Here is a 15,788-nt window from a genome sequence, read left to right on the forward strand (position 1 = left end):
TCTGTTTTCAACTATGGGAAAATGTAAAGAAATGAATTTGTCATCAAAACGTTTTCGACAAATTTCACACTTTCCTCTATAATGAGTGAAGCTTATTACTTTGACTCGAAGGAGACCATTATGAATTCTAGAACACATACTCGTAGACAGCGCAAAGGTCCGTCTGCGTTTTATAAAGTCTTTAGTGCCCTTGTGCTGATTGCGATTATTGCTGGGTCTAGCATTTACGGTACCGCATTTTATAAAGCCCACAACATGTTGTCCGGCACTCAAGTCACGCTAGAGGACGACCCGACGGTTGAACCGACTCGCTTTGACAAAGAAGATACGGAGTCATTTTTGATTTTAGGTACAGACCTTTCTCCACAAAAGAAAGCACGTGGAGAGTATGGACGCTCGGATGTCATGATCGTCGTCATTTTGAACAAGAAAGAAAAGCAGACGACGATGCTCAGTATCCCGCGTGACTCGTACGTCAATATCGATTACACAGGATACAATATCCCTTATGGAAAGACGGGTCTTGATCAAGATAAGATCACACATGCCTACTACTTCGGTTCGATGGATGAATCGAACCCGAACAACGGGATGCGTATGGCAACAAACACGATTGAGGACTTGGTCGGTGTTGAAATCGACCATGTCGTCTCGCTCAACTTCCAAGGATTTGTGGATTTCATCGATGCAGTCGGTGGTGTTGAAATCGACGTTCCATTCTCATCACAACAAAACAGCTATGACGCCTCACGTGAGACCGTACAAATCGAAGAGGGACTTCAGAAACTTTCTGGTGAAGAGGCACTCGCCTATGTCCGTAACCGATATGACGACCCACGTGGAGACATCGGGCGTGGACAACGCCAGATGGAAGTCATCAATGCCGTGCTCGAGCAATCACTTGGTACGTCACTCATCAATAACTATGATAAGGTCTTGAAAGCCGTGGGCGATAACATGCAGACGACGCTTGGACCGAATGACTATATGCGTTTGATTGAAGATGTCGGCGCGCTACACAATACGGTGCAATATCAATTGACAGGTGAAGGTGCTCGTGCAGATGACGGCCATTTCTACTATTTCTTGAATGAACCGCTTCTTGAAGAAGTACGCTACCGTGTGCAACAAGCGGATGCAGGCAATCCTGTGGAGCCGATGACGGATACGGAATTAGAGTCTTACACGTTAGACCCGAGTGGGGTAACGTACGAAGCGCAATAAAGTTTGACTTACGAAAAATGCAAAACGCTCAGAATTCATTTTCTGAGCGTTTTTTATGTGGCAATGCATTTTAGGTCAGATTGCTTTTTTGTGTGGGATTGCTTGAAAATTGATTTAGTCAATGATGTTCCCACTCAAAAATTTGGTCTAACAGTAAGGACAGCGATCTACATCCTCCACATCAGTGTCATGGTCAAATCGTAATGGGAGTCGTCTTTTACACTGTGGACATTTCCATAAAGTGAGGGATATGGCGAGGAAAATTACAAATAAAGATGCTCCTAAAATCGCCAACCATGTCGAGCCTATAAGGATATTGATCATACTAATTGGGATTGAGATAAATAAACAAAGTAATGCGAGTTTTCGATATTTCATGATATCGATTACCTTAGGCAATGTCCTCCCCCCTTGACATCTATATACGTAGAATAAGATTGCTTAGTTCCAATATGAGTCGAAAAGAAGGTAGATAATCGTATTTCTGTTTCGTGCGTTATATGCGATCCATCGCAACGGTTAACGAATAGGAGTCTCCACGAAAGAGCGAGCGACTATATTCAAACATGTCTCCGTTCTCGAGATAGGTACGTTGATCGATCAGCAATACCGGTGCGTTTGGAGAGATGGTCAGCAGTTTCGCTTCTTCGGGACCGGCGCTGCGGGCTTCGAGTGTCTGTGTTGCATTTTTCAAACGTAAACCGTGCTGTTCGGCGTATGCATAAATGGAACCGGTCGCGTCTTCTTTCGTCAGGTCAGGCAATAAACGGACAGGAATGTAGGCGGTCTCGAGCGCGAGCGGATGGTCGTCTGCGAGTCGGAGCCGCTTCATTTCGTATACCGGTGTTTGATTCGGGATGCTCAGTTGTTGGGCGATTCGATCCGTTGCCGGGATGACCTCATAGGACAAAAGACGACTGAGTGGTCGCATGCCACGATGTTTGATTTCTTCAGAAAAACTCGTCAGTCCGGACAACGTCATCGCAATCTTTTGGCTCGCGACGAATGTACCTCGTCCTTTTTGACGGCTCAAATAACCGGCGTTGACGAGGTTCATGATCGCTTGACGAATCGTCATGCGACTGACATGAAACTGTTCGGAGAATTCACGTTCTGAAGGTAGCGTGTCTCCTGGCTTTAACAATCCGTCATCAATTTGTTGCTTTAAGTACGCTTCAATTTGATAATAAATAGGTAACGGAGATTGTTTATCGATTTCTAACATATCATTTCGCTCCTGACTGAGAAGATGTATGTTTCATTATAGACGAAATTAGACTAGTTGTCTGAACAGATTTATAGAGAGAAGGTGGAGGACAAGATGAATCAACATACAGTCAATACAATCGTGACCTCAGTAAGTGAGGATGGAAAAGGTCATTGGCATACACTCGAGCATAGTCCTTTTTATGCGGAAGGTGGGGGGCAACCGGCAGACCGGGGATGGATTGATTCGCACGACGTATTAGACGTGCAACTCAAGGAAGGTGAAGTGTGGCATCTTTTGTCAGCAGCATTACCTACCGGAACACCAGTAGTGGCTCGAATCAATGAACATGTGAGACGAGATCATTCCATCCAGCATACTGCCCAACACTTGTTAACGGCGATTTTAGAAGATCGTCATGGCATTCGTACGCTCAGTTTTGGAATTGGGGAAAAAGATTCGTCCATTGAGATTGAGACGGCAGGGATGGACTGGGCTCAAGTTGAAGCACTTGAGCAAGAGATGCAGCAACTCATCTTTGAGAATTATCCGATTCATGTGTATGAAATCGCAGAAGAAAAAGTGGACCGGACTCGCTTACGGAAAGCGACCGATCGAACAGGGATGATTCGAATCGTCGAAATCGAAGGGCTTGATTATAACGCTTGCGGTGGGACACACGTGGAAACAACAGGGCAACTTGGTACGATTCACGTGACGACGCTCAAAAAAGTGAGAGGAAACATCCGTTTGACGTATGTGGCCGGGAATCGGGCGTTGAAAGCGACACAACGAGCACGAGAAGCGTTACGGACAATCCACCACACGTTCTCGACGACGAATGAATCGGTGGCGGCGCGTGTGATTGAAGAACACACGATTCGTCTTGAACGTGAAAAAGAAATCAAGACGCTCGAAGAACGGATTGCGAAAGCGAAAGTGGAGGCAGTCTTACAAGAGGACAATTATGTGGCGTTACACGTGGGACGGACCGAAGCGGAAACATTGACGACCGCAATTATTGAACGAATCGCAGCGACCGGACGAATCGCTGTCGGAGCCAACTATAGTACGCAAAAATTATTTGTCATGCATGATGGGACTCATGATATCGCGGTCGGAACATTCCTCCGAGCAACGCTTCAAGAGATGAAGATTGGTCGCGGTGGTGGGAATCATAAGCAGGCACAAGCACGATTCACTTCGGTCACGGAACTTGAACGAGGGATGGAAGAAATCGTGAGACGATTACAAGAGGGGGTCTTACCATGTTGACGATTCAATCGGGAAAAGAAGCTGAGTTAATCGAGCAGGCCAAGCAAGTACGGGAAATCGTATTCGTTCAGGAACAAGGAATCGATGCGAGTCTCGAATACGATGATTTAGATGATGTTTGTACGCACGTGGTCGGTCTCCTTGATGCGCAACCGGTGACGACAGCACGTCTTCGCCCGGTAGACTCGACTGTCGGGAAAGTGGAGCGGGTGGCGACGATTCAGACGGCCCGAGGTCATGGATATGGAAAAGAAATCATGGACGAAGTCGAACGTGTCGCAAAACAGCAAGGATTAAGTGAACTGCGCCTAGGTGCACAGTTAACGGCGCTTCCGTTCTATGAAAAACTCGGGTACGAGGCGTTCGGAGATGAATTTTTAGATGCCAATATCCCACACCGTATGATGCGGAAAACGTGGTAACTCTTTTTTTGAAATATCCCATTTTTCTAAAAAAAGGTTGGCAAGAAGATTTCGTTTTGTTATAACTAATACTAACAACTGACAGATAGAGGTTGCGAATGACATGAGTAAGCTTGGTTGAAACGGACGCACTCCGGACCGAGCCGAAAGGGGAAATTCGCCGAAGTCGACGTTCACGTGCGTGTGAACGAAGGCTGGGGTAGTCGTGAATAACGCCTACACTGCCATGGTCAACTACCATGGAGCGCTATCTACGGAACGATTCTTTAATCGTTTTTCAACTGCGCGTACAAGCGGCAGGCCGTAGGGAGAGTGCTTCCTACCGGTCTGCCGCTTTTTCTGTTGGTGGACATCTTGAAAGTGGGGAACTTGATGACAACCGTACTGAAATTTGGAGGCAGCTCTGTTGCCACAATCGAACAAATACAAGCCATTTCAGACTATTTACAAACACGTGTGGCGACCGGTGAAAAATTGGTCGTCGTCGTATCAGCAATGGGCAAGACGACGGACTCGCTCCTGTCGCTCGCTAAACAAATCACGGAGCGCCCGATGATTCGTGAACTCGATCGGCTACTCGCCGTCGGGGAAGAACAGACGATCAGTCTACTCAGTATCGCCTTGAACTCGCGAGGGGTACCTGCCATTTCACTCACCGGACAACAAGCCGGGATTGATACGATGGGCATCCATACGAAGAGCAAAATCAAAGCGATTCGTAAAGAAGTATTGCATGAGAAGTTGCGTCAATATGACGTCTTGATTGTCGCTGGTTTCCAAGGTGTGAATGAAGCGGGAGACGTTACGACACTCGGGCGTGGCGGTTCGGATACGACAGCAGTCGCACTTGCGGCCGTCCTCAGTCAACGTTGTGAAATTTATACGGATGTGGCTGGGGTGTATACGACGGACCCGCGGATTCATCCGACGGCGAAGCGCCTCGACACCGTCTCTTATGATGAAATGATGGAGATGAGTGCACTCGGCTCTAAAGTCATGGAAATGCGAAGCGTCGAGCTCGCGAAAAAGTATGACGTGAATATTTTTGTTGGAAAGACGCTCTCGAGCGAAGGAGGAACATGGATTATGGATACGACGCAAGCAATGGAACAGAAAGCAGTCACGAGTGTGAGTGTCGTCAAAAACGTACTCAGTGTCTCAATTAAACACATCCCGCACACGGCAGCCGGAGTCGCGGACATCTTTGAGCGATTGTCTGAACGTCACGTCAATATCGATATGATTTCACAGACGGCATTTGATGGCGAAGTGTTCCTTTCGTTCACATGTCCACTCGACGAAGAGGCGTTCTTAGAAGAGGCACTCGCAGAATTAACAGCGACCTTGCCACAAATCAAAATCGATCGCCATACGGAACACGCAAAAATTTCGGTCGTCGGAATCGGTATGCGAGACGCGACAGGCGTCGCATCAGAACTCTTCGCGACATTCCGCGAGATGGGGATTCCGTTCTATCAAGTCACGACATCTGAGATTAGCATTTCCTACACGATTCAAGAACAAGACGTGGAAGCGGCAGTCGCAGCCATTGCGGCTCGCTTTAACTTATAAGGGGGTAGCACGATGTATAACGTAGCTGTCGTCGGCGCAACGGGCGCCGTCGGACAAAAAATGATTGAGGTCCTAACCGAATACGAATTTCCAATCAGTGAACTGAGACTATACGCTTCAGCCCGTTCGGCTGGGAAGACGGTCGAGGTGAACGGACAATCGGTCGTGATTCGTGAATTGAACGATTCAATCTATGCCGATCCAATCGATATCGCCCTGTTCTCTGCCGGTGGAAGTATCAGCGAACAGTATGCGCCACGCTTAAGTGAACAAGGGGTCATCGTCATCGACAACTCAAGCGCATTCCGAATGCAAGAAGGAATTCCGCTCATCGTACCGGAAGTGAATCGAGTCGAACTCAGCCCGAAGAAGACACTCATTGCGAACCCGAACTGTTCAACGATTCAATCAGTCGTCGCGCTCGCGCCGCTATCGGAAGTATATGGATTGACGCGAGTCGCCTATACGTCTTATCAAGCCGTATCCGGTTCGGGTCAAAAAGGGATTGATGACCTCGAACGCGGTGCTCGCGGTGAGGATCCGACGAATTATCCGTATCCGATTTATGATAACGTGTTGCCGCACATCGACGTGTTTTTAGAAAATGGTTACACGAAGGAAGAACAAAAAATGATTGAAGAGACGCGTAAAATTTTGAACGCGCCGAACCTTGGCGTAACAGCCACTTGTGTCCGAGTGCCAGTAAGAAACAGTCATGCGGTATCCATCACGGTGACGCTTGAACGGGATGCGACAGTCGCAGAAGTCAAAGCTGTACTCGCAGATGCGCCAGGCGTCGTGGTCATGGACAACCCAGCCGAACTTTCATATCCGACACCACTCGATGCAAACGGAACCGATGAGGTGTATGTCGGTCGGATCCGCCGGGATGACTCACAGCCGAATACATTCCATTTGTGGTGCGTCGCGGATAATGTTCGAAAAGGGGCAGCGGCAAATGCGGTACAAATCGCACAATGCATGATCAGTCAAACAGCGACAAAATAAGGAGGAGATGACATGTTCACAGGAGTTGCAACAGCACTAGCGACACCGTTTCAAGAAGATGGGCAGTTAAACATAGAGGCATGGACGGCGTTGATTGAAGACCAAATTCAAGAGGGAGTCAGTGGACTCGTCATCGGCGGAACGACCGGTGAAGGGATGACACTGACGAATGAGGAATTCGAGACTTTGCTCGTTCGAGCAGTAGAGGTCGCTAACGGTCGAGCGGTCATCATCGCGGGAACGGGATCGAACAACACGGCTGTCAGTATCGAGAAAACGAAGCGCGCCGCAGAACTTGGAGCGGAAATGGCGATGGTCGTCACCCCGTACTATAACAAGTCGACACAAGCAGGACTCCTCGCTCACTTTACAGCGATTGCGGATGCGTCACCGATTCCGCTCATGCTCTACAACGTCCCGTCACGGACTGGCGTCGCGTTGGCGCCTGAAACGGTCGGTGAGCTCGCAGAACATCCGCGCATCACGGCCTTAAAAGAAGCGAGTGGAGATATCTCGGTCATGGCACAGATGATGGCTCACCTTCCGGAAGGATTCACCGTTTATTGCGGAAATGACGATCAGATCTTGCCATATATGGCTTGGGGCGCTCAAGGGGTCGTTTCAGTGTTATCAAACGTTTACCCGGGTGCGACCGTCGCCTTGGCAGAAGCACTTTTAGCAGGTGATCTTCAGACGGCGCGCACATGGCAATTACGCCTCCTCCCCGTCATCGACGAACTTTTCGCAGAAGTGAATCCGATTCCTGTGAAGGCTGCACTTCAAGCAAGAGGGTTTGAGTTTGGTGCGCCACGCCTTCCGCTCGTCCCGATGAGCGCGACGGCCGAAGCGAAATTGTTATCGGCGATGGAGCAGTTTAACGAGGTGAGACAATGAATGTACTCATCCACGGGTTTGGTGCGATGGGACGAATCGTCGAAGAAGTCGCCAACGCGCAAGGCGTGAACGTCTCGGCAATCGTATCACCGGGAAGTGACGAGCATCTGGCATCATTAGACGAGGTAGATGCTCATATCGACGTCGTCATTGATTTTTCAAATCCGGCATTACTTCCTGACTTGCTTGCATTCGGACGGTCACGCAACATTCCGCTCGTCATCGCGACGACAGGATTCACACCTGAGGAACTTGCAACGATTGAAGAAGCATCATCAGACATCCCGATTTTTCAGTCGTATAACACATCGTATGGGATTGCTCTGTTGAAGCAGTTACTCGATCAACTCGTTCCGCTCACGCTCGGCTATGATATCGAGGTCATCGAGGCGCACCACCGAAAGAAAGTAGACGCACCAAGTGGCACTGCGGAGCTGTTGGCCCGCGCCATCGAAGCGAAGCGAGAGGTGACACCGATTTACGAACGAACATCACGCCGGGAAGCGCGTGGCGCCGAAGAGTTAGGGATGCACTCGATTCGTGGGGGCACAATCTTCGGGGAGCATACGGTGCTTTTCGCTGGAGATGATGAAATGATTGAATTGAAACATACCGCGTTATCCAAACGCGTGTTTGCAAACGGGGCACTTGCTGCAGCAGCAACGATCATCGATCGCCCCGCAGGACTTTATAATCTATCGAACTTATACGAGGAGGCTACTCATGTTACTCACAAACGCTTATGAAATCGCACAATATATTAAAGATGCTAAAAAGGAAACACCGGTAAAACTTTACGTCAATGGCCAATTGGCAGGTCTTGAAATCGAAGAAGCGAAAGCATTCGGTACAGACGAGTCGAAACTGTTCTTGACGACGGCGGAGCGCGCAGCCGCTTTCTTAGAAGCGAACGCGTCTGTCATTACCGATTCACACCTTGAATATGATCGTCGCAACAGTGCCGTTCCGATGCTCGATACGACACAACTCAATGCACGCATCGAACCAGGTTCGTTCATCCGTGACCACGTTCAAATCGGAAACAATGCTGTCGTCATGATGGGGGCTGTCGTCAACATCGGGGCAGTCATCGGAGACGGTTCGATGGTCGACATGAACGCCGTCATCGGAGCACGCGGAACGCTCGGGAAAAACGTTCACCTCGGAGCAGGTGCCGTGGTTGCCGGTGTCCTTGAGCCACCTTCAAAAGATCCAGTCATCATTGAAGATGGTGTCATGATCGGAGCGAACGCTGTCATCTTGGAAGGGGTTCGCGTCGGGGAAAATGCGGTAGTCGCAGCTGGAAGTGTCGTCACGCAAGATGTGCCTCCAGGTGTGGTCGTCGCGGGTACACCGGCACGCGTCATCAAGCAAAAAGATGAAAAAACTTCTGAAAAAACGCAACTTGTTGATGACTTACGCTCTCTCTAACGTATAATAGACAGAAAATATAAACAATGAGGAATGGGAGAGTTGCATTATGGAACAGTATGGACAATGGATGTGGAAAGACGGGGCTTGGATTGAGCCGACTGACGCAAACACGAGTATCATGACACACGCGATTCACTACGGAAGCGGGTTCTTTGAAGGGATTCGCGCGTATCACACGGAAGAAGGCCCAGCCATCTTCCGCTTACGTGAACACTTGGAGCGACTCGTTCGCTCGTGTGCATACTACCACGTCACGCTACCTTACACGGTAGACGAACTCGAACAAGCAACGATGGAATTGATTGAACGAAATGGGTTTGAAGCATGTTATATCCGCCCGTTCGTCTTCCTCGGGACACCTTGGCAAGCACTTATGCCGACAGCAGAGACGAAGGTACATGTTGCCATCTCGTGTTGGCCGCTCGGCGAATATTTCAGCAAAACAGTCGGGATTCGAGCGAAAGTGGCCTCGTATCGCCGCGTATCTTCTACGATGATGCCGATGCAAGCGAAAGCGGCATCGAACTATATGAACTCTCAGTTACTAAAAGGTGAAGCGCTTCGTGACGGATTTGATGAAGCGATCGCCCTCGATATGAACGGAAACGTCAGTGAGGCGAGCGTCGCGAACATCTTCCTCGTCAAAGGGAAGACAATCACGACACCGTCGCTCGATTGCTCCGTACTCGATGGCATCACGCGTCAGACGATTATGCAACTTGCGCGTGAAGCAGGTTACGAAGTCGTAGAACGTCACATCGGGCGTGATGAGCTATATGTAGCCGATGAGATCTTCTTGACGGGAACGGCAGCCGAGGTGACGAGTGTCATCGAGGTCGACCATATCTCAATCGGTGGCGGCATCCAGTCGGTCGCGACAGAAATGTTGACACGCTATCGTGAAGCCGTGACAGGACAACTTCCGGAACACCGTGATTGGGTCACGTTTGTAAAATCAGCAGTTAAAGAGTAAAGGAGTTTTGAACGATGGGAGTCACAATTGACTTGAATGCGATTCGCGAGAACAAACGTCGGATTGAAGCGCTTGGGCGCCCCGTGTTTGCAGTCGTGAAAAACAACGCCTATAACCTAGGGATGGAGCCAGTTGTGACGACTTTGTATGATGAAGGGGTCCGTCACTTCATGGTGACAACAATCGAAGAAGCGATCGAAGTTCGAACGCATGCAGAAGCGGCTCGTGTCCTCGTCATGAATCCGGTCTATACGTGGCAACACGTGCATGCCCATGACTTTGATGTCGCCATCGGGTCATATGAATGGCTCGTCTCACAGCGAGAGCATCTCGATGGAGTTCGCCTACACTTGAAACTAGATGTCGGGATGAACCGATTCGGTGCCAAAACGTTTGAAGAAGCGCTACAAATCGTCGCCTTCTGTCAAAATGAAGGACTGGACCTCGTCGGATTATGTACGCACTTCCCGCTCGCGGATGCAGATAACGCGGAAGTCGAGCATAGCGTGCAAGTCGAACGTTTTGCCGACTGGTCGACGCGTTTGATGGAACGTCATACGTTTGAATTGATCCATGCGGCAAATAGTGCAGCCACGCTTCAAGATGACGCGCGCTTGCATCATTGCACACATGTGCGTGTCGGAATTTTCTTATATGGCTATTCATCGGTCGAACCCGTTGAATGGTTGGTTCCCGCTTTCTATTGGGAGACGGAAGTGGTCGCGGTCCATGACATTGAAGCAGGCGCTCACGTCGGATATGGGACGGGATACACGGCCGAAACGAAGGAACGCATCGCCGTTCTTCCTGTCGGATACGGAGATGGGTTAATGCGGGCGAGACGTCACTTGCCTGTTCATATTGAAGGGAAAGCCTATCCGTTCGTCAGCAATATCTTTATGAGTCATAGCTTCATCAAAGTGGACGACGACGTACAAATCGGCGATCGGGTCACACTGTATGGGGTAGAAACGAAAATCGATGACGTGACACGTGTTGGTTACGCCAACAATTCAGAACAGCTCTGTGCTCGTTCATGGCGTGTCCCCCATCGCTTTGAAGGAGGAATTGTATGTACACCACCAATCAATCAGAATGTTTGATCGAAGGTGTGTCCGTCCGTGAACTTCAAGCGACGTACGGGACACCTTTATACATCATGAGTGAGCCAGAACTAGAGCGTCGCCTCGGGATTGTCCAGGATGCGTTCCTAGACAAGTATCCGAACACGTATGCGTTATACGCGTCAAAAGCGTTATCGATTGCGGCCGTGTATGAAAAAGTAATGGCGGCAGGTTTAAGTGTCGACGTCGTCTCAAGGGGTGAGATGTACGTGGCACTGCATGCCGGTGTACCGGCAGAGCGCATTCACGTTCACGGATCGAACAAAACGATCTTGGATATCACGTTCGCACTCGAACAGGGGATCACACACTTTACCATCGACAACATGCGTGAAATCAGCCTCTTGTCAGGACTTGCGGCTGAATATAATCGTGAAGTCGATGTTCTTCTCCGCATCGTGCCTCAAGTCGTTGGAGGTGCCCATGCGGCGATTCAAACGGGTGGGGTTGATACAAAATTCGGTTTTCCGACGCATGACGATACGTATTTGGATGCTGTTCGTGCGACGTTGGAAGCGGAACATTTACAGTTGAAGGGCATTCACTGTCACGTCGGTTCTCAAATTCAAGATCCGACCCTCTTCATCAACACGGTGCAGACGATGGTGCGCTTCATGGATACGATTCGTCAAGAGACCGGCTATACGACGGATGTGTTAAACATTGGTGGTGGCTTCGGTGTCGCTTACTTGGATGAAGACGAGCGTCTCGACTTCGCACAAACGATGGAGCGTGTGATGGAGACGTTGGTTGAGGAGGTCGAGGCACGTGAATTGCCACTTCCGAAAATCGGGATTGAACCTGGTCGTTGGCTCGTCGCCAATGCAGGCGCCACGCTTTATGAGGTGGGAACCGTCAAAGAAGTGAGTGGCGTACGCACGTTTGTGTCCGTCGATGGTGGGATGACAGATAACATTCGTCCGGCGCTATATGACGCAGAATATGAAGTCGTGGCAGCGACTCGGATGAATGAAGAGAAGACGCTCGAGGCAAAAATTGTCGGAGCGTGTTGCGAGTCGGGAGACATCATCTCGAACCGCTCTTTGATCCCTCCTGTCATACCGGGTGATTTGCTACTCGTCAAAGCAACGGGAGCGTATAACTTCTCGATGGCGAGCAACTATAACCAAATGCTTCGTCCTGCCGTTGTGTTCGTCAAGGATGGGGATCATCGCCTCGTCGTACGTCGCCAAACGTTTGAAGACTTGGTGGCATGCGAGGTCATTGGCCAATCGATTTAAGGCTACAGAGCAATCTGTAGTCTTTTTTTGATTTTGAAATGAGAACGTTTTTCAATTATGATAGAGAAGAGAAAAAAAGGGGAAGTGACGGTCATGACAAAGACAGTAGCACAACAGTTAATTGAAGAAAGACGTACGGTTCGGATGTTCAAGGAAGAATCGATCGATACGAAGGTGCTCTATGAGGTGTTGCAATCGGCACACCACGCACCGTTCCATAATAAAGTCGAGCCATGGAACGTATATGTGTTCAACGGGGATGGGAAACAAGTACTACTCGATGCGCTCGAGCCCGCCTTCTCGGAGGCGTCAGAAGGACAGCGTGAAAAGGTGACAGGACGAATCTTGAATGCAGCGACGTGTATGTATGTGACGGCAAAGCGATTTGAGACGGAAAAAGGAAATCGTGACGCGTTGCTCGCGACGGCGACATTTATTCAAAATGTTCAACTCTTGTTCAGTGAACGTGAGATTGGAATGGTCTGGCGTACGGGCGGACTTTTTGACGATGCGCGTTTGAAAGAAATGATTGGAGCGGAAGGGGAGACGTTTATCGGTCTTCTGCAAATCGGGAAATATGACACAGCAGATATCCCTGCACCGAAAGCACGACAGCCGATTGATGCACACTTGACCATTTTCGAATGAAAAACGAGCGAAGGGAGAACCCTTCGCTCGTCGTCTATATGAATCCGTTATCGTTTTAATTTAGTTGCGAGCCAATCTTGAATCACAGGTGTTGGAATCATCCAGCCGTTCCTCCATTTTTAGAATCTTCTTCTCTACTATTATCCAAATGCATACGTTCCCAAACCTCACGATGTGCACCATGGAGTGTGTCATCGAAAGAATCATCGATATGAAGGCCATAACTTGGGTTAATCGATGAGGCATACAAATCTAACATGAGTCGATCATGGTTCGGATACATAGAGTGGGCTCCTTTCCATACGTCAGCTTGGCTACACCATTAGTATACAAAGGAACTGTGTAGAAAATTCGAGAGAAACGTTAACATTTTATGAATCTTGTAAACGCTTTCACAAACTGTGTGTTTCGCTTACAGGTACGCACGACTGTTGGTACTGCTCAGCACGTTTCGCATACTTCTTAACCGTTCTCTCCATGATGAAGCGGTCTTCGTCGTTCAGAGGACGGACGACTTTTGCTGGTACGCCCATCACCATCACCCCTTCAGAGACTTGCATATTCGGTGTCACAAGCGCACCCGCAGCCACGAATGACCCTTTCCCGATTTTTGCACCATCGAGCACGGTAGCGTGCATCCCGATCAAGCAATCCTCTTCAATCTCGCACCCGTGAATCATCGCCATATGACCAATCGAGACACGGTCATGGATAATGGTCGGTGAACCCTCATATTGATGGATCATCGAACCATCCTGAATATTGACATAAGAACCGATTCGAATCGGACCCTCGTCTCCACGGATGACGGTGTTGAACCATACTCCTGAGTGTGCCCCGATTGTCACATCGCCAATGACATGTGATCCTGGTGCAAGATAAGTCGTCGAATCGACGTGTGGTGTCAGTTCTCCTAGTTTGTATTGCATCGTTGTAACCCCTTTCAGATCAATATGCTATCATTGTCGCACAACTTGAAAAAGAAATTGCAACGAAAAGAATATTCTTGGTAAGATAGTTAAAATACGTTGAATAAGGAGATCAAAAGATGGAGAAACAACATTTGATTGACATCGCCGCAAAGAAAAAGAAAGCGGCCGTCGTCTTTAAAGACGTCGCTGTGATTGACGTGTACAGTCGTGAGACGATTCGTACGGACGTCGCCATCGATGCCGGGTATATCGTGGCAATTGGGGAAGGATACGATGGAGAGGTCGAATATCATGACCCGACTTGGACGCTTGCCCCGTCCTTTATCGATTCGCACGTCCATATCGAGTCGTCGATGGTCCCACCTCATGAGTTTGCGAAAGCGGTCTTGCCACTCGGGGTCACGACGGTCATTGCGGACCCGCATGAGATTGCGAACGTGAACGGGGCGCTTGGGATTGAATATATGTTAGCGGATGCAAAAGGGCTACCGCTTGACGTCCGCATGATGTTACCGAGCTGTGTGCCGGCGACACCATTCGAACATGCAGGTGCAAAGTTATACGCAGAAGACTTGGCACCGTTTTTAGGAGACCCTGGTGTACATGGATTAGGTGAGGTCATGGACTATCCATCGATCGAAGCAGGAAGCGAGGATATGCTTCAAAAGATTGCGCAGACGGAACAAGCGGGCAAAGTCGTGGATGGCCATGCTTCGGGTCTCAATCCTGATCAATTGAATGTATATCGCTCAGCAGGAATCATGACGGACCATGAATGTACGACTGCGGAAGAGGCGATTGAACGGGTACGACGTGGATTCTACGTTCAAATTCGAGAAGGTTCCGTTGCACGAAATGTGGAGAAGGTCAGTTTGGCCGTGACAGAAAGCAATGCCCATCGTTTCCTCTTCTGTACAGACGATAAGCATTTGGATGACTTGGTCGCAGAAGGTGGGATTGACTACAACATTCGCACAGCGATCAAGCAAGGCGTCAAGCCAGAAACGGCCTATGCGATGGCGAGTTTACACGCTGCAGAAGCTTATGGGTTAAAAGAAATCGGGGCCATCGCACCTGGGAAGAAAGCAAACTTCGTCATCTTGTCAGACGTCGAATCGGTAAAAATCGAGCAGGTGTACGTCAACGGTACGCTCGTCGCCGAAGCGGGGAATGCGACATTTGACGCTGATGGGATTGAAGTACCGAAGCCGATGAAAGGTGAACTCGAATTACCTGAATTGACAGCCGACTCGTTTCGAATTGCTCCGAGCGACGAGGAAGTGGATGTCATTCAAGTGCTTCCGAACAGCTTGTTGACGAAACGACAACGTCTCTCGTTCCAACCGGATGCATCAGGGGCAGATTTATCGCAGGATATCGCCACGCTCGCCGTCATCGAACGTCATCATGGGACAGGTCACATGGCGCTAGCTCCTGTCACAGGATTCGGGTTAAAACGAGGTGCACTTGCAGCTACTGTAGCCCATGACAGCCACAACTTGGTCATCGCTGGAGTCAGCCCAGAGGATATGTTACTCGCAGCGAGAACGCTTGAAAGAGTAGGTGGAGGGGTCGTTGCCGTATCGGAAGGTGAGGTGCTCGCCGTGTTACCGCTTGAAATCGGTGGTCTCATGACGAAACGTCCTTACCGTGAAGTGGCAGATATTCTCGAACAGTTAAATGATGCGCTCGACGTTGTTGGTGCACACCGTCACTTTAACCCATACTTGACGATGTCATTCCTTGCCTTACCGGTCATTCCAGATTTGAAATTGACCGACATGGGATTGTTCGACGTGACCACTTTCTCATTCATCAACGCTTGACTCGGTCT

Annotated in this window: 16 protein-coding genes and 1 riboswitch; of the genes, 13 read left to right on the forward strand and 3 right to left on the reverse strand. The window is 49.3% G+C overall.

Annotation, left to right across the window (positions count from 1 at the left end; translation table 11 throughout):
• Positions 1-120: 120 nt before the first annotated feature.
• On the forward strand, positions 121-1,224 hold the full coding sequence (locus ACQKD4_RS12335; RefSeq protein ID WP_214785760.1) for an LCP family protein: 1,104 nt from the start codon (positions 121-123) through the stop codon (positions 1,222-1,224).
• Between the two features lie 496 nt (positions 1,225-1,720).
• On the opposite strand, the gene ACQKD4_RS12340 is transcribed toward ACQKD4_RS12335, so the two are convergent.
• Complete coding sequence (locus ACQKD4_RS12340; RefSeq protein ID WP_074032977.1) at positions 1,721-2,449, reverse strand: GntR family transcriptional regulator; 729 nt, start codon at positions 2,447-2,449, stop codon at positions 1,721-1,723.
• A gap of 96 nt (positions 2,450-2,545) precedes the next feature.
• Here ACQKD4_RS12340 and ACQKD4_RS12345 point away from each other — a divergent pair, with 96 nt between their 5' ends.
• The 11 genes from ACQKD4_RS12345 to ACQKD4_RS12395 all read left to right on the forward strand — a co-directional run bounded on the left by ACQKD4_RS12345 (position 2,546) and on the right by ACQKD4_RS12395 (position 13,022).
• A complete protein-coding gene (locus tag ACQKD4_RS12345; RefSeq protein ID WP_427373527.1) occupies positions 2,546-3,706 on the forward strand; it encodes an alanyl-tRNA editing protein in 1,161 nt (386 codons plus the stop codon).
• Positions 3,700-4,128, forward strand: coding sequence for a GNAT family N-acetyltransferase (locus ACQKD4_RS12350; RefSeq protein ID WP_427373528.1), 429 nt, complete (start codon positions 3,700-3,702; stop codon positions 4,126-4,128). Before ACQKD4_RS12345 ends, ACQKD4_RS12350 begins: the two co-directional genes overlap by 7 nt.
• Before the next feature lie 78 nt (positions 4,129-4,206).
• Positions 4,207-4,386: riboswitch (Lysine riboswitch) on the forward strand.
• A gap of 114 nt (positions 4,387-4,500) precedes the next feature.
• On the forward strand, positions 4,501-5,700 hold the full coding sequence (locus ACQKD4_RS12355; protein WP_371743064.1) for an aspartate kinase: 1,200 nt from the start codon (positions 4,501-4,503) through the stop codon (positions 5,698-5,700).
• A gap of 12 nt (positions 5,701-5,712) precedes the next feature.
• Positions 5,713-6,708 carry an aspartate-semialdehyde dehydrogenase gene (locus tag ACQKD4_RS12360; RefSeq protein ID WP_427373529.1) on the forward strand — a complete coding sequence of 332 codons (996 nt, stop codon included), beginning with the start codon at positions 5,713-5,715 and terminating at the stop codon, positions 6,706-6,708.
• Positions 6,709-6,720: 12 nt separating this feature from the next.
• Positions 6,721-7,602 (forward strand): 4-hydroxy-tetrahydrodipicolinate synthase, encoded by an 882-nt coding sequence (gene dapA, locus ACQKD4_RS12365; RefSeq protein WP_214785756.1) that lies wholly within the window; start codon positions 6,721-6,723, stop codon positions 7,600-7,602.
• Positions 7,599-8,348, forward strand: coding sequence for a 4-hydroxy-tetrahydrodipicolinate reductase (gene dapB, locus ACQKD4_RS12370; protein WP_427373530.1), 750 nt, complete (start codon positions 7,599-7,601; stop codon positions 8,346-8,348). The genes dapA and dapB overlap by 4 nt, the downstream gene beginning before the upstream one ends.
• A complete protein-coding gene (dapD, locus tag ACQKD4_RS12375) occupies positions 8,326-9,033 on the forward strand; it encodes a 2,3,4,5-tetrahydropyridine-2,6-dicarboxylate N-acetyltransferase (RefSeq protein WP_074032983.1) in 708 nt (235 codons plus the stop codon). Before dapB ends, dapD begins: the two co-directional genes overlap by 23 nt.
• A 49-nt stretch (positions 9,034-9,082) precedes the next feature.
• Positions 9,083-10,009, forward strand: coding sequence for a branched-chain amino acid transaminase (locus ACQKD4_RS12380; RefSeq protein WP_427373531.1), 927 nt, complete (start codon positions 9,083-9,085; stop codon positions 10,007-10,009).
• A 14-nt stretch (positions 10,010-10,023) separates the two neighbouring features.
• Positions 10,024-11,112 (forward strand): alanine racemase, encoded by a 1,089-nt coding sequence (alr, locus tag ACQKD4_RS12385; RefSeq protein WP_274665107.1) that lies wholly within the window; start codon positions 10,024-10,026, stop codon positions 11,110-11,112.
• Positions 11,082-12,374 (forward strand): diaminopimelate decarboxylase, encoded by a 1,293-nt coding sequence (gene lysA, locus ACQKD4_RS12390; protein ID WP_427373533.1) that lies wholly within the window; start codon positions 11,082-11,084, stop codon positions 12,372-12,374. The genes alr and lysA overlap by 31 nt, the downstream gene beginning before the upstream one ends.
• Before the next feature lie 93 nt (positions 12,375-12,467).
• Positions 12,468-13,022, forward strand: coding sequence for a nitroreductase family protein (locus ACQKD4_RS12395; RefSeq protein ID WP_427373534.1), 555 nt, complete (start codon positions 12,468-12,470; stop codon positions 13,020-13,022).
• Positions 13,023-13,119: 97 nt separating this feature from the next.
• On the opposite strand, the gene ACQKD4_RS12400 is transcribed toward ACQKD4_RS12395, so the two are convergent.
• Together ACQKD4_RS12400 and ACQKD4_RS12405 are read right to left on the reverse strand one after the other, a co-directional pair.
• Positions 13,120-13,305: a hypothetical protein gene (locus ACQKD4_RS12400; protein WP_074032988.1), complete on the reverse strand. Its 186-nt coding sequence runs from the start codon at positions 13,303-13,305 to the stop codon at positions 13,120-13,122.
• 109 nt (positions 13,306-13,414) lie between these two features.
• Positions 13,415-13,951 (reverse strand): gamma carbonic anhydrase family protein, encoded by a 537-nt coding sequence (locus ACQKD4_RS12405; RefSeq protein WP_427373536.1) that lies wholly within the window; start codon positions 13,949-13,951, stop codon positions 13,415-13,417.
• A 119-nt stretch (positions 13,952-14,070) separates the two neighbouring features.
• Here ACQKD4_RS12405 and ade point away from each other — a divergent pair, with 119 nt between their 5' ends.
• Positions 14,071-15,780 (forward strand): adenine deaminase, encoded by a 1,710-nt coding sequence (gene ade, locus ACQKD4_RS12410; protein ID WP_427373537.1) that lies wholly within the window; start codon positions 14,071-14,073, stop codon positions 15,778-15,780.
• Positions 15,781-15,788: the final 8 nt, after the last annotated feature.

It is taken from the genome of Exiguobacterium sp. NPDC077395 (assembly GCF_050269125.1).
Taxonomy (GTDB): Bacteria; Bacillota; Bacilli; order Exiguobacteriales; family Exiguobacteriaceae; genus Exiguobacterium; species Exiguobacterium aestuarii_A.